23 protein-coding genes are annotated in these 23,553 nt (G+C 60.1%); 7 read left to right on the plus strand and 16 right to left on the minus strand.

Translation table 11 applies throughout. From position 1 onward, the window contains the following. Positions 1-49: 49 nt before the first annotated feature. From AC0L2F_RS05190 to AC0L2F_RS05205, 4 genes are all read right to left on the minus strand, one after another. Positions 50-748, minus strand: a complete 699-nt coding sequence (locus AC0L2F_RS05190) for an ABC transporter ATP-binding protein (RefSeq protein ID WP_007607511.1) — start codon at positions 746-748, stop codon at positions 50-52. Next, positions 745-2,592: a branched-chain amino acid ABC transporter ATP-binding protein/permease gene (locus AC0L2F_RS05195; RefSeq protein WP_473247718.1), complete on the minus strand. Its 1,848-nt coding sequence runs from the start codon at positions 2,590-2,592 to the stop codon at positions 745-747. The genes AC0L2F_RS05190 and AC0L2F_RS05195 overlap by 4 nt, the downstream gene beginning before the upstream one ends. Before the next feature lie 11 nt (positions 2,593-2,603). Next, the gene (locus AC0L2F_RS05200) at positions 2,604-3,479 is read right to left on the minus strand and encodes a branched-chain amino acid ABC transporter permease (RefSeq protein ID WP_473247719.1); all 876 of its coding nucleotides are present in this window, start codon (positions 3,477-3,479) and stop codon (positions 2,604-2,606) included. A gap of 99 nt (positions 3,480-3,578) precedes the next feature. Further along, positions 3,579-4,913 (minus strand): substrate-binding protein, encoded by a 1,335-nt coding sequence (locus tag AC0L2F_RS05205; RefSeq protein ID WP_007607508.1) that lies wholly within the window; start codon positions 4,911-4,913, stop codon positions 3,579-3,581. A 458-nt stretch (positions 4,914-5,371) separates the two neighbouring features. On the opposite strand from AC0L2F_RS05205, the gene AC0L2F_RS05210 reads away from it, so the two are divergent. After that, positions 5,372-5,782 carry a hypothetical protein gene (locus tag AC0L2F_RS05210; protein ID WP_473247720.1) on the plus strand — a complete coding sequence of 137 codons (411 nt, stop codon included), beginning with the start codon at positions 5,372-5,374 and terminating at the stop codon, positions 5,780-5,782. Positions 5,783-5,895: 113 nt separating this feature from the next. Beyond that, positions 5,896-6,390 carry a MarR family winged helix-turn-helix transcriptional regulator gene (locus AC0L2F_RS05215; RefSeq protein WP_473247721.1) on the plus strand — a complete coding sequence of 165 codons (495 nt, stop codon included), beginning with the start codon at positions 5,896-5,898 and terminating at the stop codon, positions 6,388-6,390. A gap of 145 nt (positions 6,391-6,535) precedes the next feature. Here the strand turns inward: AC0L2F_RS05215 and AC0L2F_RS05220 are convergent, their stop codons facing one another. The 8 genes from AC0L2F_RS05220 to AC0L2F_RS05255 form a co-directional block, all read right to left on the minus strand. Continuing rightward, a complete protein-coding gene (locus AC0L2F_RS05220; RefSeq protein WP_007607498.1) occupies positions 6,536-6,727 on the minus strand; it encodes a hypothetical protein in 192 nt (63 codons plus the stop codon). Between the two features lie 150 nt (positions 6,728-6,877). Then, a complete protein-coding gene (locus AC0L2F_RS05225) occupies positions 6,878-9,142 on the minus strand; it encodes an alpha,alpha-trehalose-phosphate synthase (UDP-forming) (protein WP_473247722.1) in 2,265 nt (754 codons plus the stop codon). A 105-nt stretch (positions 9,143-9,247) separates the two neighbouring features. Then, positions 9,248-9,442: a hypothetical protein gene (locus AC0L2F_RS05230; RefSeq protein WP_007607496.1), complete on the minus strand. Its 195-nt coding sequence runs from the start codon at positions 9,440-9,442 to the stop codon at positions 9,248-9,250. Between the two features lie 360 nt (positions 9,443-9,802). Then, a complete protein-coding gene (locus tag AC0L2F_RS05235; protein ID WP_007607495.1) occupies positions 9,803-10,078 on the minus strand; it encodes a DUF5985 family protein in 276 nt (91 codons plus the stop codon). Further along, the gene (locus AC0L2F_RS05240) at positions 10,078-10,335 is read right to left on the minus strand and encodes a DUF5985 family protein (protein ID WP_007607494.1); all 258 of its coding nucleotides are present in this window, start codon (positions 10,333-10,335) and stop codon (positions 10,078-10,080) included. Before AC0L2F_RS05240 ends, AC0L2F_RS05235 begins: the two co-directional genes overlap by 1 nt. Before the next feature lie 2 nt (positions 10,336-10,337). After that, a complete protein-coding gene (locus AC0L2F_RS05245) occupies positions 10,338-10,709 on the minus strand; it encodes an SMC-Scp complex subunit ScpB (protein ID WP_007607493.1) in 372 nt (123 codons plus the stop codon). Positions 10,710-10,879: 170 nt separating this feature from the next. Then, on the minus strand, positions 10,880-11,386 hold the full coding sequence (locus tag AC0L2F_RS05250) for a PRC-barrel domain-containing protein (protein ID WP_473247723.1): 507 nt from the start codon (positions 11,384-11,386) through the stop codon (positions 10,880-10,882). Positions 11,387-11,776: 390 nt separating this feature from the next. Next, positions 11,777-12,574, minus strand: coding sequence for a Crp/Fnr family transcriptional regulator (locus AC0L2F_RS05255; protein WP_354056810.1), 798 nt, complete (start codon positions 12,572-12,574; stop codon positions 11,777-11,779). 137 nt (positions 12,575-12,711) lie between these two features. Here AC0L2F_RS05255 and AC0L2F_RS05260 point away from each other — a divergent pair, with 137 nt between their 5' ends. After that, complete coding sequence (locus tag AC0L2F_RS05260) at positions 12,712-14,805, plus strand: sensor histidine kinase (protein ID WP_473247724.1); 2,094 nt, start codon at positions 12,712-12,714, stop codon at positions 14,803-14,805. Beyond that, positions 14,777-15,451 (plus strand): response regulator, encoded by a 675-nt coding sequence (locus AC0L2F_RS05265; RefSeq protein ID WP_473247725.1) that lies wholly within the window; start codon positions 14,777-14,779, stop codon positions 15,449-15,451. The genes AC0L2F_RS05260 and AC0L2F_RS05265 overlap by 29 nt, the downstream gene beginning before the upstream one ends. A 692-nt stretch (positions 15,452-16,143) precedes the next feature. On the opposite strand, the gene AC0L2F_RS05270 is transcribed toward AC0L2F_RS05265, so the two are convergent. Continuing rightward, positions 16,144-16,374 (minus strand): hypothetical protein, encoded by a 231-nt coding sequence (locus tag AC0L2F_RS05270; RefSeq protein ID WP_085351187.1) that lies wholly within the window; start codon positions 16,372-16,374, stop codon positions 16,144-16,146. Between the two features lie 325 nt (positions 16,375-16,699). On the opposite strand from AC0L2F_RS05270, the gene AC0L2F_RS05275 reads away from it, so the two are divergent. Then, positions 16,700-17,950, plus strand: coding sequence for a cation:proton antiporter (locus AC0L2F_RS05275; RefSeq protein ID WP_473247726.1), 1,251 nt, complete (start codon positions 16,700-16,702; stop codon positions 17,948-17,950). A gap of 57 nt (positions 17,951-18,007) precedes the next feature. On the opposite strand, the gene AC0L2F_RS05280 is transcribed toward AC0L2F_RS05275, so the two are convergent. Together AC0L2F_RS05280 and AC0L2F_RS05285 are read right to left on the minus strand one after the other, a co-directional pair. After that, positions 18,008-19,894 carry a chloride channel protein gene (locus tag AC0L2F_RS05280; protein ID WP_473247727.1) on the minus strand — a complete coding sequence of 629 codons (1,887 nt, stop codon included), beginning with the start codon at positions 19,892-19,894 and terminating at the stop codon, positions 18,008-18,010. Between the two features lie 31 nt (positions 19,895-19,925). Then, complete coding sequence (locus AC0L2F_RS05285) at positions 19,926-21,152, minus strand: FAD-binding domain (protein WP_473247728.1); 1,227 nt, start codon at positions 21,150-21,152, stop codon at positions 19,926-19,928. A 231-nt stretch (positions 21,153-21,383) separates the two neighbouring features. On the opposite strand from AC0L2F_RS05285, the gene AC0L2F_RS05290 reads away from it, so the two are divergent. Continuing rightward, positions 21,384-22,424, plus strand: coding sequence for an AI-2E family transporter (locus AC0L2F_RS05290; RefSeq protein WP_473247729.1), 1,041 nt, complete (start codon positions 21,384-21,386; stop codon positions 22,422-22,424). A gap of 168 nt (positions 22,425-22,592) precedes the next feature. Next, positions 22,593-23,102: a hypothetical protein gene (locus AC0L2F_RS05295; RefSeq protein WP_473247730.1), complete on the plus strand. Its 510-nt coding sequence runs from the start codon at positions 22,593-22,595 to the stop codon at positions 23,100-23,102. A 200-nt stretch (positions 23,103-23,302) separates the two neighbouring features. Here the strand turns inward: AC0L2F_RS05295 and AC0L2F_RS05300 are convergent, their stop codons facing one another. Further along, complete coding sequence (locus AC0L2F_RS05300; RefSeq protein WP_473247731.1) at positions 23,303-23,551, minus strand: zinc ribbon-containing protein; 249 nt, start codon at positions 23,549-23,551, stop codon at positions 23,303-23,305. Positions 23,552-23,553 lie beyond the last annotated feature (2 nt).

A 23,553-nucleotide genomic window follows, 5' to 3' on the forward strand; every position in this document is an offset into this window, starting at 1 on the left:
GCGAGGTCGTCAAGACTTCGCGTCGTCACGTCGCGCTCGGTGAAATCAACTAGACGCCGAGATAGCGCTGGAGCAGCTCCGGTTGTGCCTTGAGCTCCCGAGCTGGCCCGTCGTGCACGATGTGTCCGTTGTTGATGATGTAGATCCGGCTCGCCAGCGCCAGCGTCGCCGCCAAATTCTGCTCGACCAGCACGATGGTCTGGCCGGCGGCGGCGAGCTCGCGGCAGGCCTTGACGAGATCGTGGACGATGACGGGCGCGAGCCCCTCGAACGGCTCGTCCAGCAGCACGATCTTGGGATCGCGCACCAGCGCCCGCGCGATAGCGAGCATCTGCTGTTCGCCGCCCGACAGCTCGGTGCCGCGGTTGCTACGCCGCTCCTTCAGTCGCGGAAACATCTCGTAGATGCGGTCGAGAGGCCAGCGTTTGGGCGCCGTGATCCCGGCGAGCAGGATATTCTCTTCCACCGACAGGCTGCCGAAAATGCGGCGCTCCTCGTGCACGAGCTGCATGCCGGCCTGCGCGATTCTGTGGCTCTTTCGGCCGGCGATATCGATGCCGTCGAACTTCACGCTGCCGCTACGCGGCGTCACGACGCCCATCAGGCTCTTCAGCGTCGTGCTCTTGCCGGCGCCGTTGCGGCCGAGCAGCGCCACCACCTCGTGACGCTCGACGTGCATGGCGACGTCGAACAAGATGTGGGAGTCCCCGTAATAGCTGTTCAGGCCGTTGACCTCGATCAGGCTCATGCCGCGATTTCTCCGTGCACCCCGCCGAGATAGGCTTCCTGGACGGCGGCGTTGGCCTTGATTTCCTCCGGCGTGCCGGAGACCAGCACCCGGCCTTCCTGGAGCACGGTGACGCGCTCGACCAGCTCGAACAGGGAATCCATGTCGTGGTCGATGATGATCATGGTACGGCCGCGCGCGATCGACTTGAGCAGCTTGACGGTCTCGACACGCTCTCGCGGGCTCATGCCGGCGAGCGGCTCGTCAAGCAGCAGCAGGCGCGGCGACGTGGCGAGCGCAAGCCCGATTTCCAGCCTGCGCTTCTCGCCATACGCAAGCTCGGACACCGGCGTGTCGGCACGACGAGTCAGGTTCACCAAAGCGAGCGTGTGCGCCACCTGCTCCGTCAGGCCCTTGACGCCGGCGAGCGTGCGGAACAGGTCGAGCCGGAATTTTCCGCGCAGCTCTGCGAGTGCGGCGATCGTCAGGTTCTCCCGCACCGTCAGCCCGGTGAAGAGCTGGTTGACCTGATAGCTTTTGGTCAGTCCGAGCTGGCAAACCTCGGTGACCTTCAAGCCCGTGATGTCGCGCCCCTCGAACACGATCTGGCCGGAGGTCGGCGCGATCTCGCAGGTCAGCATCTTGAAGAAGGTCGACTTGCCGGCACCATTGGGGCCGATGATGCCGCGCAATTCGCCCTGGTTGACGCTGAAATCGATGTCGCTGTTGGCGATGAGCCCGCCATAGCGCTTGGTAAGGCCGGTGGCTTTGAGAATCGGCCCGGAATAGACGGGATGCGCGACCTCCTTCGCCTGCATCGGCGCGGGCGGGAGATGCTGCGCGGCCTCGCCGTCAGCGGCCTCTTGCCCCACTTCCGCTTCCCTCCGCTTCCGCCCGTCCGAGACAAGGCGATATAGATCGGCAAGACCGCCGATGATGCCGCCGCGCAGGAAGCAGACCAGCAGCACGAACACGACGCCCAGCACCAGCTTCCAGGCCGCTCCCAGGCCGAGCGCGGACTGCAGGAAATCCTGCAGGAACAGCCACACGGTTGCGCCGACCAGCGGTCCGAACAACGTGCCCCTGCCGCCGATGGCCGTCTGCATCACGAGCTGGCCCGAGGTGTCGAAAGTGAAGGCATCAGGCGGCATGAAGGCCTGGAGCACGCCGAGCAGGCCGCCGGCGAAACCGGCGTAAGCCGCCGCGATCACGAAGGCCGTCAGCTTGTAGCCGTGGATGTTGTGCCCGACCGCGGTGGCGCGCAGCGGATTGTCCCGGATCGCGCTGAAAATAGCGCCGACCGGCGAGCGCACGATCCGGAGCGCGATGATGACGCCGACGAAGTAGCAAAGCGCGATGAACTGGTAGAGCGACCAGCCATTGGTGAAGTGGAGCGTGGTGAAGCCGAGATTGAAGGTCGGCGTCGGCACCCCCGGCAGACCGTTCTCGCCGCCGGTGAAATCCGACAAAGGATTGAACTCGACGAAGAAGAACACCTGCGCGATCGCCACGGTGATCATGGCGAAATAGATGCCGGTCCGGCGCAGCGCAATCAGGCCGACGAGGTATCCGGTCGCCGCGGCCGCAATCATGCCGATGATCAGCGCACCCAGCACGTTGCCGAAGCCGGCGCGCGTCAGGAGGTAGGCGGCGACGAAGCCGCCGGTGCCGTAGAAGGCGGATTGGCCGAACGACAATAGCCCGGTGAAGCCGAACAGGATGTCGAAGCCGAGGCCGAACAGGCCCCAGACCAGGATCCGGTTGACGGTGTTGGGCGCGAAGCCGAGATGGGGCAGCACGAAGGGAGCCACGATCAGGCCGACGGCCGTCAGTGTCTCGATCAGGAACGGGCGTTGCTTGAACATGGGAAAATCGCTTACTCGCGGCCCTGGACGCCGAGCAAGCCATGCGGTCGCACCACGAGCACGAGCGTCATGACCGCAAACAGCATCACATAGGCGTAGCCGGGGTTGAACATGGAGGTGACGCTGATGATCTCGCCGGCGATCAGACCGCCGAGGATCGCGCCCGGAAACGAGCCGACGCCGCCGATCACCACCACCACGAAGGTCTGGACCAGGATGTCGTCTCCGATGCCCGGCGTCAGCGACACCACCGGCGCGTTGACGATGCCGGCAAAGCCGGCGGCCATCGCGCCGATGCCGAACACCACCATCAAGACGCGATAGACGTTGATGCCGAGCGAATCCACCATCACCGAATCCTCGATGCCGGCCCGCACGATCAGGCCGAGCCGGGTCCGGTAAAGGATGATGAACAGCGCGCCGAGGGCGATCGCGACGATGCCGACCACGGCGAGGCGGTAGGTCGGATAGAACATGAAGCCGAGATTGGTGATGCCCTGGAATAGCGCCGGCGGCGGCACCAGCTGCGACTGGCTCGAGAAGATCAGGCGCACCAGCTCGACGAAGCAGATGCCGAGCCCGAAGGTCACGAGCAGTTGATCCTCGTGCGGGCGATCATAGAAGTGGCGGATAATGACGCGTTCCATGACAACGCCGAGCAGCATCACGAACAGCGAGCCTGCGACCACGGCGAGGATGAACGATTCCGTGTACTGGTAGGCCACGAAGCCGGCATAGCCGCCGATCATGAACATCGCGCCGTGCGCGAGGTTCAGCACGCCGAGCGTGCCGTAGATGATGGTCAGGCCGGAGCTGATCAGCGCGAGCAAGGCACCCAATGCGAGCCCGTTGAAAAGCTGTGAAACGAGGTTAGGCCAACTTATCATGCGACAATCGCTGTTGTGGCGCGCGAGGGTGCGCGTCAGAAAAAGGTGACGCCGCGGGACCGGAGTGCAGTCCGCGGCGTCACAGGGGTTTGCGAGATCTCAGCTGTAGTCGCCGAGATGGCAGCCGAAGGCGTCGGGCTTCTGCATCAGGGCTTCGCCCGGGACGATCTCGACGACGTCGTACCAGTCTTCCTTGTTCTTCATGTCCTTCTGCTGCTTGCCCTTGACGATGATCACCGGGCGAACGCACTGATGATCCTCGGGGCGGTAATGCACGTCGCCGACCAGCGACGGGATTGTTTCGCCCTTCTCGTAGGCCTTGATCACGTCGGGCGGACTGAAGCTGCCGGCCTGCTCGCACATGTGCGCCCAATGCGCGAAGCTGACATAGGCGTTCTCGGCGCCCCATTCGGGCTTGTAACCGTACTTCTTCTCGAAGGCTTCGTTGAACATCTTGGCCAGCGGGAACTTGTCCTCGATCGTCCACCAATAGTCGGTGGCGGCATAGACGCCCTGCATCAGGCCGCCGGTCTCGCGCGCGATGAAAGGCACCTGGTAGGGGACGACCAGCTTCATCTTGTCGAGCACGCCGAACTGCTTTGCCTGCTGGGTCGACAGCACCGCATCATGGCCCCAGTTCACGTTGATGAGCACGTCGGCGCCAGAGTTCGCGACGTTCAGCAGGTAAGAGGAATAGTCCGGCGCGCCGAGCGGGGCGACCTGGTTGGTCACGGTGGTCCAGCCAGCGGTCGCCAGGAAGTCCTGCATCGACTTCGTGACGGTGTGGCCGTAGGTGTAGTCCGGCGTGAGATACGCGGCTTTCTTGCCCTTGCCGAACTCCCGCACCATCACCGGGCCGATCGCTGCAGCCGCAGTCTGCCCGTAGAAGTTCTGGCGGAAGCCGTAGCGAACGCAGTCCTTGCCGGTCGTGTCGTTCGAGCCGGAAATGCCGCACACGAAGATCACATGCTCGCGCTGAGCGAGCTTGTTCAGCGCCACCGCAACGGCGCTCGACGTGCCGCCGGTGATCATGATCGCCTTGTTCTCGCTGATGAAGCGCTGCTGCGCCTGCACCGCCTCGTTCGGCTTGGCCGCCGAATCGGCGACGCCGAACTTCAGCTCCTTGCCGAGCACGCCCTTGCTGGTCTTGGGCGAGATCTTCTTGATCAGCTGGTGGCCTTCGTTGATGTGCTCGATCGCGAGCTGGTAGCCCTTGAGCTCGTCCTCACCCTGCACCGCGTAGGTGCCGGTGCGCGGCACCGAGATGCCGATGAAGGCGGTGGAACCCGACACGCCAACCGGATAAGTGCCAATCGCCGGCTTGTCGTCGGCAAAGGCCGGCATCGCCGGCAGCATGGAGCCGCCGATGAGGCCGGCGGTGGTCTGGAGCAGACCACGGCGCGAGATGCCGCGGCGAATGAGATCGTCAGTCATGATCGTTTCCTCCGAATATCACTCTTGTTTGCAGGCGCCAGCACGACCTGTCCGGCGCCAGCCGACCGCAAAGGCCTGCTGCGCCGGGCACGTCACATCCGCGTGTAGCTCTTGGCGCTTAGCATTGCTTGTAAAGCCCCGCTGTCAATTTCGCCTTTGGTCGAACGACAAAAATTATCACGTGAAAACATATCGGATCACGATATATATTAGCCTTTGTGAGTACGAGGCTGGCGAGCTTGGCGAGAGAAATGGCGCGGCGAACGACAGTGGCGGGTACCCGGAAGCGACGGTCGTGGCCGCAAGGTGCGGAGCGGCAGGAGGCGGCGTGGTTGGTGGAAGAGGTGAACGGACAGGGGGCGACACCACAGTCCGGCGATGCCTCGCGCATGCCCGACCCTCGCAATCGAACGACCGGTGAGCGGGGACCGGCAGTCGGCTCTGTTCAGGCGAAGCGTGTGCCCGGGCCGATGAAGCGGCTGAGCGTGCGTGCCCAGAACGTCCTGAAGGAGCTCGCAGTCGAGCTCAACGGCGAGCAACCGCCGAAAGGGAATTGGTCGCCGTCGCGCGAATTGCTGCGGGCGCTCACGGCCGAACGTCTCGCGACGGCGCGCAATTGCGGGCCGCATACGATGCGGGAGATCGTGGACTGGGCGCAGGCCTGCGGCGTGACCATCAAGCCGGTAATCCCGCCCGGCGGTTCGCTGTCGCAGATGTGGAGCGAGCTGATCGCCAATGCCTCGGCAGGCAACCTGACCGGCGCCGAGATCGCCGGTGCACTGCAGCGCTCGATCAGGCGGAAGAGCGCCCGGATCCCGATCGCGTTTCAGGTCATCCTGGTGAAGATCCTACTCTCGAGCTTCGAGTAGAGCGCCGGATAGCTGTGTATCCGGAGTTCCCGCTGCTTGGTGCGGGCGCTCCTGCTTGCTACTTTTGGCTAACGGCCCGCGTCGCCGGGTGGGAAGCACGGAGACGGCATGGCATGGTTCAGGTGAAGAAGGCGCAACGGGCGACTGCGGTCAGGTCTGCGCCATCCGCAGCCACCCACACGATGCATGACTCCGACTATGCTGCGCTGGCGCAGTTCCGGTACCAAATCCGGAGCTTTCTGGCCTTCAGCGAGGCAGCCGCAGCAAAGCAGGGATTGACGCCTACGCAGCATCAGGCGCTGCTTGGCATCAAGGGCTTCGTGCGCCCGGGTCCTGCGACAGTCGGTGATGTTGCGCGCTTTCTGCTGATCCGACCTCACTCGGCGGTTGAATTGATCAATCGTTTGGCCAAGCTTGGGCTAGTAAGCCGGGTTGCCGACCCGCAGGATGCCAGACGTGTGCGCCTCAAGCTGACCGGGAGAGGTGAACAGAAACTGCGGGCACTATCGCAGAGAAATCTTCAGGAGCTCCGCCGTGCCGCGAGCCCGGCGCTGGATCGCCTGCTGAGGTCGTTTCGGGAATCTGGCGGGCCGAAACCAGCGCGCTAGGCCCCAAGGAGGCCACGTCTACTCAGGCTTGCGTTATCGGCACCGGCTACGCATCAGCCTCCTGGACGATTGGTTTCCACCTCCGCGGCTGACGGATCGCAGTTTCCGCCGGATTTTGAGAGCCGTCTCTTGGCTCGAAAGGCGACTATCTGGTGAGCAGGCCTGAAATCAGCGCCGCGGCGCCAAGGCCCAGAAACGACAGAATGACTGGAGGGTACAGAACCAGAGCGGCTTCGAAGCGCAGGAATTTTGGATGATCGCCAGCGCGACTCGGGAGCCCAATGAAAATCAGGACGCCTGCAGCTGCGATCATGACAGCTCCGATCAGGATGTCCATTTCCGCCTTCCTTTCCACATGCCCAAGTCCACATGCCCAAGGCAACAGCTCGCGAACGACAAGAGTGCCAGCGAGCTATTCGCCGTGGAAAGAGGGAACGGTACGCTTCAGTACGGTGTTTGTTGAAAAATCGGCATTTGGAGAGCTCGCTCAGATCTGCTTCACGCCATGACCGGCCTTGGTGGTCAGGCCAAGAACCCGCTCGCGGGTGCGACTTCTCGCTGCGTCCACCAGCATCGTGCCTGCCCAGCGATAGACGTTATGCTCCTTGACCTGCTGTCGCATGAGCTTCATGCGCTCGGCCTGCTCCTCGATTGGCATTGTAAGTGCAAGCTCGATAGCCGATGCCATTTCTTCGGTGTCATAGGGATTGACGATGAGAGCCTCGGATAATTCTCGTGACGCCCCGGTGAAGCTCGACAAGATAAGGACCCCAGCGTTGTCTTCTCGCGAGCTAACGAACTCCTTCGCGACGAGGTTCATTCCGTCATGCAGGCTGCTGACGACGCAGGCATCGGCCGCTCTGAACAGCCGGAACACGTCTGACGGCTCGTAGTGCCGCGCGACCAAATGCATCAAGGGTTGGCGACCGCGGTGCCGCTCGTTTATTTCGGCAGCGAGCGCCTCCGCTTCAGCCTGGAGCTTCGAGTACGCGTTGAGTTTGCTGCGCGTCGGTGCTGCGACCTGGATGAAGGCAAGCCGATCTGTCCAGGCCGGATTTCGCGACAAAAGCGCGTCTACGGCCCGCATGCGATCAAGAATGCCTTTGGTGTAATCGAATCGCTCAACGCCTACGATCAGCCTCGTATCCTCCGCCAATCCGAACTGGGCGAGGATGCTAGATCGGCATTCCGTGGGAGGTGGTAGCTTTTCCAGTTCCCTTGGCGGCCATTCGATCGAGATTGGATAAGGACGTATTCTGGTCTCATGTCCTCCAAGGCTGACTGCCTGCACTTCGCGATCGATCCTGCTCTCCAAGAAGCGATCCACACCCTCGATGAAGTTGTTGCAGTGAAATTGGGTATGAAATCCAACAATGGTGCTGCCGAGCAATCCTTCGATAATCTCCGCCTTCCACGGGCAGATGCTGAAGGTTTCCGCATTCGGCCACGGAATGTGCCAGAAGGTTATGATCGTCGCCCTGGGCAGGCGCTCACGGATCATTCTTGGAGCAAGCGCGAAGTGATAGTCCTGGACCAGCACAATGGGGTCCTCGGCGCGCGCCTCGGCAACGACTGCATCGGCAAAGCGCTGGTTGATCTGCCGATACATTTGCCAGTCGCTGGACCTGAACGTAGGGCGCACGAAAGCGATATGGCACAATGGCCAGAGCCCTTCATTGGCAAAACCGTAGTAATATCCGTCCTGTTCTTTCTCAGAGATCCAGATGCGCCGAAGCGTGTAGGCCGGGGCCGCCTCGGGGACGCGGAGCCTATCGTGGTCGTCGACGGTCTCCCGATCGGCGCTGCCGCTGCCGTGTGCGATCCAAGTGCCACCGCAGGCACGCATGATCGGCTCCAGGGCCGAGACCAATCCACTCGCCGGCCGCTGCACCACAGTCCCCGCTTCCGAAGTGTTGTGAATGTAGGGCTCCCGATTGGAAAGGACGAGAACTTCGGCCCCCGGGAGGACGCTTTGCAGCACCTCCTGAAGCGATTTCGGCGTCCAATCGATCTGGCTTGTAAACGTAACTTGTTCGGCGCTACGCAACAGCTTGTGAATTTCTCGATCAATAGACGAGCCACCGAGTTGGAGTGGCACTCCCTGAGCACCTCGACGGACCTCCTCGACCGCGCGTCGCAATGCCTTCATCCAGCCGCGCATCATGAGGACGGCGAAAATGATCGTGCCAACGGTCAGGACCAGAACGACGCCGGCAAGCGCGGCAAGCAGATACGCCAGCACCTGGCTGGACCTGGCCGCCGCGAAGCTGAGGTCGGTTAGAATGACGAGGTAGGAACGACCTCGGCTACTCGAGATCGGAAACGCAGCTACAAGAATTCGTCGCCCGCCGCTGGCGATGCTTGCGAAACTCTCGTTCTCGGATTTGGCCGACTTTTCGCAGGAGAAGCTCGCCGGCATCTCCGGTGTTGGCGCGAGCAACGAGCCTTCCGGATCACAAAATCCAACCGCGAGAATCTTCTTGTCGAGCGCCACTCTCTTGAAAAGGTCCGAGAGCCGGTCCCAGGCCTGGTCTTCCACATCACGACTAAGCAACGGCTGGATGGCGTTGAAGACCAGCTTGGATCTGGCTTCAACATCGCTTCGCGACCACTGCTGTACGATTCCTCCGGTAAATGGCGAGATACCGAACGCCACGACTGCGGCTACCGCCAGGCCGAAAATACCATAGCGGAAGAACTCCTTGTACGATATCGGGGTCACTCCGGAGCTACCCCGACCGTCCGCTGGCATTTGCTCGAGCCGTCTAGCAGGCGCAGCTCTCGCGGCGCATTGGCCACTGCCGATTGCGCTAAGCGGTAGTGAGCGAACATATACCAGACCAAAGGACGGCTGCTGTTAGCTCGGATTGGCGAGCCGCTTCCCCTCCTCAAAGCCCGTACGCTCGTTGTTGCAGGTGAGACAAGTCGCACGTGCCATTTGCGTACCGTGGATTGCCAGCCGTTCATGCCGATGCGGCGTCTTTTCCTCGCAAGACAGGCAGTACGCTTGCGGAAAGACATTGAGTGCCGTTTGATTCGATTTGCTGATCATGAAAGCCCCCTGCGCAATATCCTTCGGAGGTCGCCCGCGAGCAAGCGGCTGCGGGGCAGATCGGCTGCTATTGTACAGAACTGTACCGTGTTTCGTCACGTAGCAAGCTGTGCGCGCTCTGCCGAAGATCACTCCTGTCCCACACAGCAGCCCGCCAACGTGCGGGTGAATTAGCGCGCGGCGGGAGTTGGAATCCCAGCGTTCCTCGGCTGGGGTCCGCCTCTCCTGACGGCATGACCTGTCCATCCGTCCCGGGCAAGGTCGGTGGTCGATTCCCCTGCCCGTCGTTCAAAGCGCGAAACCGGTTGTACGGTTGCACCCCGAGTAATCTTGCAAGTCAGCGCCTCTTGAATTCGCGCTTCACTTGCGCTTCTTCGGCAGTGCGTTCTTCCCGACGATCGAAAGCGCAATCAGACCGAATGTGATCAGGCGCGGGATGAAGTACACCGGCTCGCTCGCATTCGTCACTTGCACCACAGCCAGGACAAATCTTGCGACGGCGTCGATCACAAACGCAGCCGCAAAGAGCAGGAAAAAGGTGTCGCCCGTCTTACGCCAAAACTTCAGGAAATATATGCTCGCCAGGAGCGATGCGAATGCCGTCGCACCTGAAAGAACGGGATTCAAATGGTCCATCAGTCGGCCTCCCAGATCATGCCGATAAGCAGGACCGTCATGGCGAACAGGCCGATCGATAGACGCACGGCGGAAAGATCAACTTGAGGAAATACGATCTTATCGATCCAGAGAGCAGCATTTTCGAAAGTCAGACCCGCGAAGCAGACGGCGCTCCATAGGAGCAACTTCGACCTGTTACCGATATATGCCCGAATGAGCAGCCATGCACAAAAGCCGCTCGTGATCGCGCAAAGTGTGTAAATCACCGCAGCCATGACTAATCCTTTCGAATCCTGAAGGCATCTGAAAATGCCTGGATGCGGTGTGGGCTGTTGTGGATGATATGTGTGATTGGGATCAAATGCCGCGAATACGCCAAGGCCAAGCTATCGACCACTGGCCGCAATTCGGGCCGCGGCGCAAACGCATAGATCCCCGCCTCGCCGTCGAGGAAGCCATCCTTCCTCAGGGACGCTAGAGCATCGGCCATCTCGATCTTGCCCGCGTAAAGGCGTGCAGCGAGCGACTCCACGTCGAAGCGCTCGCCGGGCCGCTTGTGGAAGAACAAAAGGGCTTCGAGCTGCGCCACAGAGCGAATGTAGCGTCGGACAAGCTCCTCTACCTCTTCCGGCAGTGCTTCATCAGACATCGTCGACCTCAGCCAGCGGCACGCAAGCTGATCGATTCAATGCAGAAATTCAAGACTGCTTTTCCTCTGCCACAAATCTAAGCCGACCGGATCAAATGCAACTGGAAAAGGCGGCGTCATCTCAGATGACACCGCCGATAAGCATGCTGGAAATAGGGACCGAAATCGGCTCAGTACTTGAATTCGGGCATCTTCTTCAGCTGATCCTTGTTGGCGTTCAGCACCACGTGATCCGGATACCAATTATCGCTTCGCTGGGCCGACGTTGATGCGCTTCCCGTCGTGCTCGTCGAACCGGCATTGCCGGTCTTTCCAGCGCCATCGTTGGACACGGTCTTCACCGGTTCTTTGGCGAATTTGAGCTGATCGAACGTTACGGCGACGTTGTGCTCGCCCATTCCAAGGAATCCTCCCACTCCGATCACCACGTTGGCAACCCGCCCGCTGGAATCCAGGATCAGATCATTGATGTCGCCGATCTTCTCGTTGCTGTTGTTATAGACGTTCACGCCAACGAGTTTCGATGCACGCCATTCACCTTCCTTGTGCATGGAGGCGGTCGAGGCAGCCGGCTGCACGTTGGGCGCCGCGGTCGTCGCGTTGTTCTGGGACGACTGCGCCATGACCGGCGTAGCCAGCAGCATCGCGGAGGCAAGAATGCAAAGTGATATCTTCATGACGATTGCTCCTACTTCTGTTGGATCATCGTCAACTCATCGCACGCTCGCAAGTTTCGTTTTCCTGAATGCGAATGTACGCTCCCGCACGAGACTTATCCGACTAGCTTGAGGCGGCTGCGCATCTTTTGATGAAGCATTGCACGTGTCACGGAAGGGTTGCATATGATGAACTCGACCATAGCGATAATGTCGTCCCTGGTGCGATTGCAGCAAGGGTTCTCGTAAGCGGCAAGAAGCCTTTGCGCCTCCTCCAAGGCCCCCACCAGAACTTCGGTATCGGTTCGGATCCGGACTTCTTGCGATGACATCTCCGCCTCTATTGCTTCACGAATATCTGGACACTGTTGGCTGCCGTACAGCCGACTTAACGGCAGTAGGGAATTGCGTTCACGAATATGCAATTCGGAGGGGCGGCACCGCACAAGGACGGTTGTGCGCCGACAGGATGATCCCCTGACAATCGCAAGACATCGCTTTCAGCCTGGCCTCGTCCATGACGACGATCCCCGCCCTGCGACATCCAATCACTCCGTCGCGCATCATACTCCCGAGAGCGACCGTAACGCCGGCGCGTCGGACCGCGAGAGCATTGGCTATGTAACTATGCGTGAAAGGTATCTCGCGAGACCCGAGCCTGTCGCTGGCAACCAGGAGCCACCGGGCGAGGCGCTGGTGCAGCGTGTGCCTGGAATTGCAGGCTGATAGCTGCGAACTGTGAATCAGGATCGCCTGAACATAGCCTAAAAGCATCTTTTCAAGCTCGACGTCCCTCTTGATCAAAGAAATCAGCTGATCGGACTGGATCCGAAGCGCTTGGCCCGGCACTCTCACGCTGCAGCGGTGCGGCGAAACGTGCATGCCCAGGACCAACGGCACGCCGACAAAATCCTTCATCCCGAGCGTATGGATCTCGACCGGCAGGCAGTCGCCCGCACGGGTCGTGACAGAACACCCGCCGGACTCGATGAAGTAGGCATGGCGAAGAGGAGTGCCGCGATCGTAGAGAATTTGTCCTTTGTTCAGAGACACCGTCTCGCAGCTTTCGAGCAAACGGCACTGCGATGAAGCCGACAGTCGGGAGACGAGTTCGTTGCGGCTAGTCCCGCAGAAGGGCTCGTCCAAACCAAGCCGCTTCGGGTTGAATTCGTTTTCGATCAACCGCAGTGGCGATGAAGAATGTTCCATGTCAAGCCCAATTCTAGACCGCTACAATGATTGCCTGTACGATGGGATGGATCGAGCGATCCTGGGAGTCAGGGTGACCGATAGAACTGTCGGGAAAAACCTGACAAGAACCAGAAACATCGAGGAAGTGCCAGCACGTGGGCGTTTTGCTGTCTCATTTGATACCCACCCGCATGGAGGCGCCCACCTCAATCTCCCGGCGCGCAGCCCGCCGCCCCTTGATCCTCGTCTTCATCGCGGCAGCGATGCCTCTTGCGCTTTTTGCGGGTTGGGTCGTTTTCCTGAACGCGCAGCAGCAGCGCAGGGGCTCTCAGGCTGCTGCCGTGGAGACGCTCGATAGCGTCGTCAACCGGCTTGCTTCCGAGATCAGTCTCCAGCTCGAGATCGCCGAGACCGTCGCGGCTTCCGCAACACTCGACAAGCCGGACCTTGACGCGTTCTATCGCGAAGCGACGCGTGTCAACGAAGCACGTCCTCTTTGGCAGACGATTCAGCTCGTCGATCCTGACGGGAATCAGGTGCTTGATGTCAGCCGTCCGCTCGGAGATGGGATGCGCGCCACCGCCGACCGAGAGAACTTCGAACAGATCCTGAAAACGAGAAAGCCGGCGATCGGCGGAATTGGGCCGCGTGGTCCCATCACCGGCAAACGCGTGGTGGCCGTCAGGGCCCCCGTTGAGCGCGATGGACAATTGAAGTTTGTACTCACGGTGGCTCTGGTGCCCGATGCAATAAGCCAGATTTTGAAGAGCGCAGGAGCCCCGGCCGGTTGGGTGGGTTTCGTGGTCGATGCCAAGGGGAACATCGTCGCCCGCACCTTCGGTGAACAATCCGAACTCGGACAATCTGCCAGCGCTACGGTCCGCCAGGCGATAGCCTCAGCGCCAGAAGGAAGCTACGTCAAAACCACCCCTGCCGGCGAACAAGTCGACTCGATCTACAAAGTCATCCCCGGAACCAGCGGATGGTCGGTCCATTTCGGAATACCGACGCAGGAACTGAATGGTCCCGTCCAGCGCTCAGCCATTTTCCTTGCCGGGGGTGGGGTATTGAGCTTCGTCTTGGCTCTGACTTTGGCCTGGTACACCATACGCGACATTTCGCTTCGCCGGCGCGAGCAAGAGGCGCAGGCGGCATTGGCACTCAGCGCAAGTGAAGAGCGACGGAGGCTGACGATCGATGCCGCAGATCTCGGCGTGTTCAGCTGTGATTTTTCGACGAGAGAAGCGCTTGTATCGCCCCGCGCACGAGAATTGCTCCAGATCGAGGGGGCGCGCTCCGAAGGCGATACGAGCGTTCCGATCGACCGGATGCTGAGCAGCATTGATCCCGCCGACCAGCAAAAGTTTGAGGCTTCGTTGCTGAGTTGCCGTTCGGGAAACGTCGCGATTGCTGATTTCCGCACTGCGGCCCCTCGTAGCAGGTGGTTACGGGCCAGCGGACGGCTGTCTCGACTCGACGAAAACAACCTAGACGTCGTGTATGGCGTCATTCTGGATATCGACGAGACCAAGCGAGCTGAGCTGGAGCGACAGCAACTGCTTCGACGTCTTTCCGAAGCGGAAGAAAATGAACGCCGTAGAATCGCAAGAGAGCTTCACGATCAGATCGGCCAGACGGTCACAGGTCTCCTTCTCGGTCTAAAGAACCTGGAGCCGCTTCTTGGCGCGAGCCCGAGACGCAAGCTCGGATTGGAGAGGCTCAATTGGCTGCAAGGACTCGCGAGAGGGATTGGGCGCGATATCCATCAAATCGCCTCTGACCTGCGCCCGACTGCCCTTGACGACCTGGGCCTTTACAAGGCGCTGGAGGCATTCTGCGCAGAGATCCAGCGCAGGTTCGGGATCAGCGTCGATTTTCAGCCTCTGGGCAGAAGAGATCGTCTCGGCCAGGACGTCGAAATCGCGGTCTACCGCGCCGTCCAGGAGGCCGTGAACAACGTGGTCAAACACGCGCAAGCTCGAAACGTCAGCGTGGTCATCGACCGACGCACAGCTGAGCTTAGGATCGTGGTCGAAGACGACGGGAACGGCTTCGACTTTCAGGAATTCTCGCAGGGTGAGAGCCGCCACGCAAAATTGGGCCTGTCCGTCATCGAGGAGCGCCTCACGCTGCTCGGTGGATCTTTGGCGATCGAATCTGAACCCGGCCACGGCACCTCTCTTTTCATGAGAATACCGGTGCCAATAGAGGAGATGGGCTATGTGCCCGATCCGGATCACGTTGACTGACGATCATCCGCTTGTTCTGGCCGGAATGAAGGCGTTGCTTCAGGATGTGCAGGACATTGAGATCGTCGGGGAAGCAACGGATGGACAGGCCGCCCTTGATGTCATTCGCAAGGCCACACCGGATATTGCCATCCTGGACATTTCACTGCCCGGTATCAGTGGCCTTGAAGTTGCTCGCACCCTGGCGACGCAGCTTCCTCAAGTTCGTCTTCTGGCGCTGACCGTGCACGAGGATCACGCCTACGTTCAACCGATGCTGCAAGCGGGAGCTCGCGGCTATCTGCTGAAGCGCTCTGCGGCCGACGAGCTCGAGCGCGCAGTTCGCGCGATCGCTGGAGGTGGTTTGTATCTGGATCCTGCAATTGCGGAGAAAGCACTTCCATCCGCGCAGGGCGCCCACTCGTCTTCCGGCGCTTCCACAGCCGGCGAGCTGACACCGCGCGAGAGTGAGGTTCTCAGATTCATCGCACAAGGCTTCAGCAACAAGGAAATTGCCAATCAGCTAAGCATCAGCATCAAGACCGTCGAAACTTACAAGGCCAGGGCGGTCGAAAAGCTCGGACTGTTCACGCGTGCCGACATCGTGCGCTACGGCGTGGCCCTTGGCTGGTTGAGCCATTCGGGAAAGAGTGCGGATCAAGTTTGAGCGGGAAATAGGTGGGCCAAACGGCCCCGCGTGGCATGAGGACGTCAGGATTATCCCGACAAGCCCCGCTCATCTCCTGACTGCCCGATGGGACGCCGTCCATTATCTTCCATGAAGCGGACGAGAGAACCAACGCGAATCGCCGGCCGGAACACCGTTCTTTCCGGCTTCTGCATTCCGCACGTATTGGACGGATCATGGTTGTTTGGAGGCATACATGAGAAATGTACTTTTCCGAGGACGTCCCGGTCGCCAGCTCTTTGCACAGTATGAGAAACTGCCCGGGCTCGCCACTCGGACGAGCTCGCGGCTAGATGCCCGCACGGCGAGAACCGCGGGCATTTGCCTCGCTTGCATCTACCTCACCTGTCTCCTGTTCTCGGCATACGCGATTGCTTGACGGCAATAGGCGTGTGGCAACCGACATCGAGGAATGACGGGGTCGGATTCATCGTCCCGATCCTTTGCAGGAACTCGTTTGATCATGGATACAGTCGTGGTGCTCCTGATCCTCGGTATGTTGTTCACGGCTCTTTGTGTCGCGGCGCTGGAGATCGCGGCACGTCGATTTTCCCGGACTCTTGAGCGTCAGCTTCCGATGTAGTGTGCCGCGCACCCATCTCACTGCGCGATGAGGATTGCTGTTATGCAAGGTGGGGGCCGCCTCGATTGACGGCCCTCCAAGTTTGCGCCTATCGGCAGACGCGCACGTGCTTGACGATACGCCGACCATGATAGCCGCGCTTGACTACGGTCCGCACGGTGCAGACCCTCCGATGATGATGATAGTGATAGCCAGCCTGCATCGTCTCGGATGTTGCCGCGGCGCCGACCGGTGGCGCCATCATCGCATTGGCAGGAACCAAGAACTGAGTGCCCGCAAGCAAAGCAGCGGCCGCAAATCCATAGGCGATTTTCTTCATAGTTTTTCCTTGTCGTACGCCCCCTCCGCACTTCTAGGTCGGTCCAATGAATGCGGAGTGAACGGCGATACTGACAATCGTCGTCGCGATCTTTCGCCGCAGATGCGGAAAATGGATAGCTGCCCCCGCCGCCGAGAGGTGCTTGGAATTGAGGCTTATCCCAATCCGCTTAGATGTCCCGCAGGAACTGCCGAAGTTGCTTTTTGCTTATTCACGTCTCAAAAGTCGCTATCTCGAACGCACTACCCTCACCGGCTAGAGCGAACAGCGGCCTTAACGGAAGGGAGTGAACAGGCACTCTCGCCAGAGCACATGGGAGCCTGCCGTGCTTTCGCTGATGGATATTGCTGCCGTACTGCTCACATTGTCTGCCGCCTTCGGCTGGCTCAATCACAAGTTCTTGCCGCTCTCCCGCAGCGTAGGTCTTCTTTTGATGAGTGTCCTGACGTCGCTGCTGATGATCGGTCTGGATGCAGCGGTTCCGACGGCTCATCTGCTAAACCAACTTGCCGACGGACTCCGACAGATCGACTTTACCGAAGTCGTCGTCAATGGAATGCTTGCATTTCTGCTGTTCGCCGGCGCGTTGCACGTAGATCTGGACACACTCAGAAGCCGCTCCATTCCGGTATTTATTCTGGCCGTTCTCGGCACCTCGATCTCGACCGTCCTCGTAGGCCTGATGTTCTGGTTCGTCTGCGGCCTTGTGAACCTACCCGTATCGTTGGCTTGGGCATTCGTGTTCGGCGCATTGATCAGCCCGACTGACCCCGTTGCTGTCCTGAGTACGCTTCGCAACACCAAAGTGCCGAAAGAGCTGCAGATCGAGACGGAAGGCGAGGCATTGTTCAACGACGGCGTCGGGATTGTTCTGTTCACGATCATGCTTCGCTTTGCGAGCACCGGAGACGGCGCTCAGGTTTCGACTGCCGATGTCGCTGAGTTACTCGTTCGCGAAGCTGGTGGCGGAATAGTGCTGGGCTTGTTGACTGGCTATGTTGCGTATCGCGCGATGCGGCTCATCGACGACTACGCCATAGAGGTACTGATCTCTCTCGCGCTCGTCACCGGAACATACGCACTTGCGTTACATCTGCACGTCAGCGGGCCGCTCTCCATGGTCGCCGCAGGCCTCCTCATCGGCGACCGAGGACCGCGATATGCGATGAGCGAGCGGACACAAGGATATCTCTTCGCGCTCTGGACCCTCGTCGACGAAATCCTCAATTCCGTCCTTTTTCTGCTTATCGGGCTCGAGACCTTGATACTGCGCTTTGATCTTCGCAGCCTTGGCCTGGCGGCAGCGTCAATTCCAGTCGTTCTCTTCGCCCGGTTTGTCTCCGTTTCAGTCCAACCGTTTTTGTTCGGATGGACTCAGCTGCTTTCCCTGCGCAACGCGCCCTTTCTCACCTGGGCGGGCGTTCGAGGCGGGATTTCAGTTGCACTCGCGCTATCAGTGCCGGATAGCCCGGCCAAGGCCGCCATGCTCGCCTCAACCTATGCGGTCGTCCTGTTCAGCATCATCATTCAAGGCTCGACTCTAGGCTGGGTGGCAAAGCGGACTGTCGGACAATAGGTCTCGTCTCCAATGACCCTCCAAGCGCAGGCGACAAGCGTCTCATTTTTGCACTGATCAATCCTCATAGCTGTCGATGACGGCATCGGCGATCACGCGTTTGGTGAGGACGCCAACGATATCGTTCACGCGTGGGCGCGAGGCAGAGCGGACAACAATTGCCGCGCCGGCCCGATGGCGCTTCAACCTGGCAAACACCAAGCTCAAAAGGTCCTGATCGCGGCAAATGACCATTCGCCGCTCGACGAATTGCTCGACCATGAGAGCTGGGTTCGATTGCGACTCCGCCCATAAGCCGGAACGTGGTGGGATCAGCCCGACAATCCGGCCTTCGCGCTCAACCACGATAGGAAGTGCATCATCGATATCTTCCGCAGCCATGGCCTGTTTTAGTGTCGTTCCTACTCCGGCGACGATAAAGCGCCTCTCCATGATGTCCTGGGCCTGCTTCACCAGATAGAGGTTGATATGCCGCTCCTTCGGAATGCGGTGCCCGCGGTGGCGCAGCTTGATCGTGTAGATCGTCTCGTTGACGAGTGCACGCCGGACGCCTGCAGCCAACGCCACCGCAACGATCACCGGAACGATGATTGCGTAATCGCGGGTCATCTCGAAGACCATCACGATCGCCGTCATGACGCCGCCCGTACCTGCACCGACGATGGCCGCCATTCCAATGATCGCGGCCGAAGATGGCGTTAGCCCTGAATGAGGCAGGATTGGATTGGTTGCAGCGGCAAAGGCGGCCCCCAGCGTGGCGCCAAGGTAAAGCGATGGCGAGAAGATCCCGCCCGACGCCCCGCAGCCGAGGCTGACCGTCGTTGCCAACAGCTTCAGCACGAACAGCAGCGCCAGTAACCCCGCCGCCGTCATCTTGTGGTCCAGTATCTCCTGAATGACGGAGTAGCCGACGCCGTCGACGTAGGAGTGGCCAAAGGCATGGGTGAGCACCACCATCATCAGGCCGATTGACGACATGCCGATGATATTTTGAACATACTCGTTGCCAGACAGCTTCGGAAACCCGTCTTCCATGAAGACGAGCAGACGGATAAACGCCCAGGCTGCCGCTCCAGACAACAAGCCAAGCAGGACAAATGCGAGAGCTTCCTGCGCATTGAAGGATGCGACCATGCTGAATTGCACATCCGGAACCGAAAAGGCCGGGTCCGGACCGATCAGGATGCGCCCGATCGTCGTCGCAGCCCCCGTGGCCACGACGACTGGGAGGAATGTCCGGTTTGAAACTTCCGGCAGAAGAATTTCCAGAGCAAACAGCACGCCGCCCAGCGGAGTATTGAAGGTTGCGGCAATGCCCGCGCCCGCGCCCGCGGACAGCAGCGTGATCCTCTGCCGGGTCGAAAGCCCGACGAATTGAGCAAAGGCTGAGCCAAGGGCTGAGCCTATCTGAATGATAGGGCCTTCGCGCCCGACGGCGGCGCCGCTTCCGATCGATATTGCGGACGCCAGCGCCTTTATCAAAGCTACCGAACCCCGAATTTTGCCGCGCTTGTAGAATATGGCGTCCATCACTTCGGGTACGCCATGTCCCTTTGCTTCTGGAGCGAACCGCCGGACGAGAAAAACGACGATGAGGCCGCCGATCACAGGCGCAAGAAGAACAAAGTCGCCGAAAGGACTGGGGCCCTCACTGACGTTTGCGTCGTAAACGACGCTCAGCCTGCCATTGTAAGACAAGTTGTGCACGAGGCCGATCAGCGCGCGAAAGCCGACGGCGCCAAGTCCGGTCATGACGCCAATCACCAAGGCGAGCGCGCAAAGCACGAGAAGGCTGACCTTCCGCTCTTCAGCAAACGGCTTGATGCTGCTGCCGATCGGGGCTTTTCGCGTGCCGTAAGTCAGGACCGAGGGCATTTGACCACTATTGCGCACAGACAACGATATGAACTCTGGTTCCGAAAGGCGGTTCCTGCCGAGAAGCACGGCGACAATCCGCGCCCATCGAGCCTCCACGTCACCGCCATTGGACGCCCTTAGTGGTTGCCCGTCGATTCATGGTGCCCATCCAACGGTAGTCAGGAAGCTCCAGTTCGTCGGCGATGTCCCGCCCAATTGCGAGCCTCGCCAGCCCCGGTATCGAGAAACTTCTGACCACGACGTTGCGGAAGAGCATTCCCACACGCGTTCTCGGCGCCAGCGCCCCGGCAAAGCGCTCCGCACCCCGCTGTTTCCGGCCTATATAGCTCTTCAGCCGCGCCTCGTATCCCGCAAACGCCTCCAAATATCGTCCACCGGACATGGCGAGTTCACCGGCCAAGACATAAGCTGAAATCATCGCCAGCGCCGATCCCTGCCCTGCCAGGAGCGAGACGCAGAAGGCGGCATCACCAATGAGCGCCACCCGACCTCGTGACCAGCTCGGCATCCTGATCTGACTGACGACGTCGAAATAGAGTTCACCGGCGCGATCCAGTTCGGCGAGCATCTGATCGCATTCCCAGCCATCTCCGCCATAGATTTCACGAAGGAGCGCCTTTTGCGAGGCCGGCGTTTCCGGCAAAACTGAGTGATGCTCGGCAAATACCAAGAGAAACAAGGTGCGATCATCACGCAGCGTGAAGCGGCCTACCATGCGGCCCGGTTGACCGTAGATCAGGTACACATCCTCGTCGCGCGGTCGATAGCCGTGAGCTTCGAAGGCAGCCACGATATACCCCAGACGCCGCTCGAAGTGAGCCTGTGGTCCAAAGACCAGATTGCGCACGGCTGAATGCAGGCCGTCTGCCCCGACGAGAAGGTCGAACCTCCGCCTGCCGCCGTGCTTCAGTTGGACTTCGACGCAATCTGGTTTCTCTTCGACGAGAATGATCTCGTCTCCGAAAATGGCTTCGACGCCGCTGGTCCGTTCGAACAGCATGCGCGAGAGGTCACTGCGCTGAAGAGTAACGTATCGTCCATTCGTCAACTCGGAGAAGACGTCGGTACCGAAGCCGGCCAGCCGACGGCCAGCTTCATCTACGATCCGAAACTCTCGGGCGTAGTAGCCGTCGCGATTGATCTCCGGCATCAATCCCATCCGTTCAGCGATGGTGTAGCCGAGCCCCCAAAAATCGATGACATAGCCTCCGCTCCGTAGAGCGGAGGCGCGCTCGAGGAGCGTCGGCTGGAAGCCGGCTGCTTTCAACCAATAGGCAAGCGCGGGTCCGGCAATTCCAACCCCGGAGATTAGAACGCTGTTCATGCCATCTCCTCAGAAACGAACGACGATCAACAACACGATGCCCGAGCTCGCTCTGGTGCTTCGGCGGTCTTCGGACGAGAATTAGTCGCTTGCGTACAAGAACATTTGAGGCCGCAACAGAGTATTACATACATCGCGACGCGATCGCCGCGATGATGTTCCGAGTAGTCGCGCCTGCGCAACTTCAATGTCGAGCTTCGGAATCTGGACTGTTCCGACAAAGGAGACGAATTGGAAGACAAGTTGACTGTTCATGTGAGGCATATCGAGCGCACCCTTCGTGTAAGCGCAATCGCTCTATTTCTCGCGCTCTCGGTCTGGCTGCTTCGAGACATACTGTTGCTCTTGTTCAGCGCCGTGGTCATCGCTTGCGTTTTGCGGGGCGCCAGCAACGCGGTCCGTCGGGTAACGCGCCTCGGGCCATACACGTCCTTGATTTCCGTCATTCTTGTGACAGGGCTCGCACTCGGTGCGCTGCTGTGGTGGCGCGGCAGCGCCATTTTCATCCAGGCCGACGAGATCAGCCAGCAACTGAGAACCCAACTGGCACGAATCTGGAGCGAACTGCAAAACAGCTCGTGGGGTTCGATTTTGGCTCAACAGTTGCAGATCGCCGGAAAGTCTCTGCGCACTGGCCTGACAGGCTACGTCACCGGCGTCGTTGGCTCCGTTCTCGGCATAGGTGGCACTCTCGTCGTGACGGCGGCGACAGCGATATTCCTCGCTGCGTCGCCCCAATTGTATCTCGAAGGCTCGCTTCGTTTGCTTCCAATGGCCTGGCGACCTCGCGGCCGAGAAGTTGCCGGAGAGCTCGGCGCTACGCTTAGGCTCTGGTTTCTTGGTCAACTCGTCGACATGCTGATCGTTGGTCTGCTCCTCGGACTGGGCCTTCTCCTCACCGGCTCGCCCTTGCCACTATCACTGGCCCTGCTGGCGGCCCTTCTGAACTTCGTGCCATACATCGGGGCACTTGCAGGCGCAGTGCCGGCGATCCTCGTGGCTCTGGCACAGTCTCCTGCCCTTGCCGCTTGGGTCGCTCTCTTGTTTTTGACGATCCAGCTGTTGGAGGGAAATGTCATCGCACCATGGATTCAGAAACGAACTGTCTCGCTGCCACCCGCCCTGACGATACTTTCCCAAACGATCCTTGGCACTCTCTTTGGTTTGATCGGACTGATCGTTGCCACGCCCTTGATCGCCGTTCTGCTCGTTGCTGTCCGCATGATCTATGTCGAAGGCTTCCTGGAGCGCGAGAGTAAACAGGCTGCCTAGTTCAGGAACACTGCTGAAAAGGTGCGGAGGCCACGGAGTTGGTACGGTGTCGTACACTCGCGTGTCTGACCGGCAATCGGCGCGACATAGTGTCCCGAACCCTTGACCCGAGAAACCAAGATTGCAGGCTGATGTTGAGACCGCATTCTGAAATTACAGGAGCCACAGATGCGGAGACTCACACTTGCCCTTTCTCTCACCGGCCTGATCGCAATTTCTCCTGTCAGCAGTAGCCAGGCTGCGCCTCTGACACCGCTCTCGGCAGCCGCGAGCTCCACGCAGCACACGTCGGCAGTGCAGGATAATCTGACCCAGGTTCGATGGCGTGGCGGCTGGGGAATCGGCGCCGGCCTGCTGGCAGGAGCCTTGATCGGCTCAGCCTTTGCGACCCCGTATTATGAGGAATATCCGCCGTACTATGGCTACAGATACCCCTACGGCTATGGTGGGTACTATCCGGCTTACTCCTATACACCTTACTGGGGCGGCTATGGTTGGAGACCGCGGCCATACGCCTGGGGCCCGCGCCCCTGGCGCTATAGCTACGGCTGGTCCGCGCCGAGACCGTGGGGATATACGGTCCGGCGCGCGCAACCTTGGCGTCATAGCTACGGCTGGGCGCCGCGGCACTATCGGCACCACCATCACGGCGTGATCCGTGCGCACCATCGGTGGTGACGCGCTGCGCGTGTAGCAAAGTGCCCGGCGCATTCAGTCATTGGAGAACCGCGCCGGGCGACGACGAATATTTCGTTGGAGAAGCCGCTAGATGGCGGAATTTCTGCAGGACGTACGTCAGCCGTTCGAAAGACTTCGAGAGGCGATCACGGTGCAAGATTGGCTGTGTTGACGTCCTGCTTCCGAGTGAAGGTTGGCACCTACGGCTCGTTCCGCCGGGTGTCGAAGCTCGTGCTTCCACAATGCGGGCATTTCGGAATCTTGTGTCCTTTTGTGACGTGAGTGGCCTGATGACATCGCTCACACCTGAAGTCTCCAGTCTCTTGGGCTGTCTCACCTGCATGCGCCGCCATGATACTTCTCCCTGTTGAGCGCGGGGCGCCCCATTTGGTCCAAGCGTCGCGAGCGAAGAGAGTTGCTAATTGTGTTCGGGGTCGCCAAAGCAGCACCC

It is taken from the genome of Bradyrhizobium sp. Ken64, from assembly GCF_055807555.1.

What these genes read in the sequence shown, in the direction of transcription:
- AC0L2F_RS05190 (WP_007607511.1), bottom strand. Translation starts at nt 748, where the DNA reads ATGAGCCTGATCGAGGTCAACGGCCTGAACAGCTATTACGGGGACTCC.
- AC0L2F_RS05195 (WP_473247718.1), bottom strand. Translation starts at nt 2,592, where the DNA reads ATGTTCAAGCAACGCCCGTTCCTGATCGAGACACTGACGGCCGTCGGC.
- AC0L2F_RS05200 (WP_473247719.1), bottom strand. Translation starts at nt 3,479, where the DNA reads ATGATAAGTTGGCCTAACCTCGTTTCACAGCTTTTCAACGGGCTCGCA.
- AC0L2F_RS05205 (WP_007607508.1), bottom strand. Translation starts at nt 4,913, where the DNA reads ATGACTGACGATCTCATTCGCCGCGGCATCTCGCGCCGTGGTCTGCTC.
- AC0L2F_RS05215 (WP_473247721.1), top strand. Translation starts at nt 5,896, where the DNA reads ATGGTTCAGGTGAAGAAGGCGCAACGGGCGACTGCGGTCAGGTCTGCG.
- AC0L2F_RS05220 (WP_007607498.1), bottom strand. Translation starts at nt 6,727, where the DNA reads ATGGACATCCTGATCGGAGCTGTCATGATCGCAGCTGCAGGCGTCCTG.
- AC0L2F_RS05225 (WP_473247722.1), bottom strand. Translation starts at nt 9,142, where the DNA reads ATGCCAGCGGACGGTCGGGGTAGCTCCGGAGTGACCCCGATATCGTAC.
- AC0L2F_RS05230 (WP_007607496.1), bottom strand. Translation starts at nt 9,442, where the DNA reads ATGATCAGCAAATCGAATCAAACGGCACTCAATGTCTTTCCGCAAGCG.
- AC0L2F_RS05235 (WP_007607495.1), bottom strand. Translation starts at nt 10,078, where the DNA reads ATGGACCATTTGAATCCCGTTCTTTCAGGTGCGACGGCATTCGCATCG.
- AC0L2F_RS05240 (WP_007607494.1), bottom strand. Translation starts at nt 10,335, where the DNA reads ATGGCTGCGGTGATTTACACACTTTGCGCGATCACGAGCGGCTTTTGT.
- AC0L2F_RS05245 (WP_007607493.1), bottom strand. Translation starts at nt 10,709, where the DNA reads ATGTCTGATGAAGCACTGCCGGAAGAGGTAGAGGAGCTTGTCCGACGC.
- AC0L2F_RS05250 (WP_473247723.1), bottom strand. Translation starts at nt 11,386, where the DNA reads ATGAAGATATCACTTTGCATTCTTGCCTCCGCGATGCTGCTGGCTACG.
- AC0L2F_RS05255 (WP_354056810.1), bottom strand. Translation starts at nt 12,574, where the DNA reads ATGGAACATTCTTCATCGCCACTGCGGTTGATCGAAAACGAATTCAAC.
- AC0L2F_RS05265 (WP_473247725.1), top strand. Translation starts at nt 14,777, where the DNA reads ATGTGCCCGATCCGGATCACGTTGACTGACGATCATCCGCTTGTTCTG.
- AC0L2F_RS05270 (WP_085351187.1), bottom strand. Translation starts at nt 16,374, where the DNA reads ATGAAGAAAATCGCCTATGGATTTGCGGCCGCTGCTTTGCTTGCGGGC.
- AC0L2F_RS05285 (WP_473247728.1), bottom strand. Translation starts at nt 21,152, where the DNA reads ATGAACAGCGTTCTAATCTCCGGGGTTGGAATTGCCGGACCCGCGCTT.
- AC0L2F_RS05295 (WP_473247730.1), top strand. Translation starts at nt 22,593, where the DNA reads ATGCGGAGACTCACACTTGCCCTTTCTCTCACCGGCCTGATCGCAATT.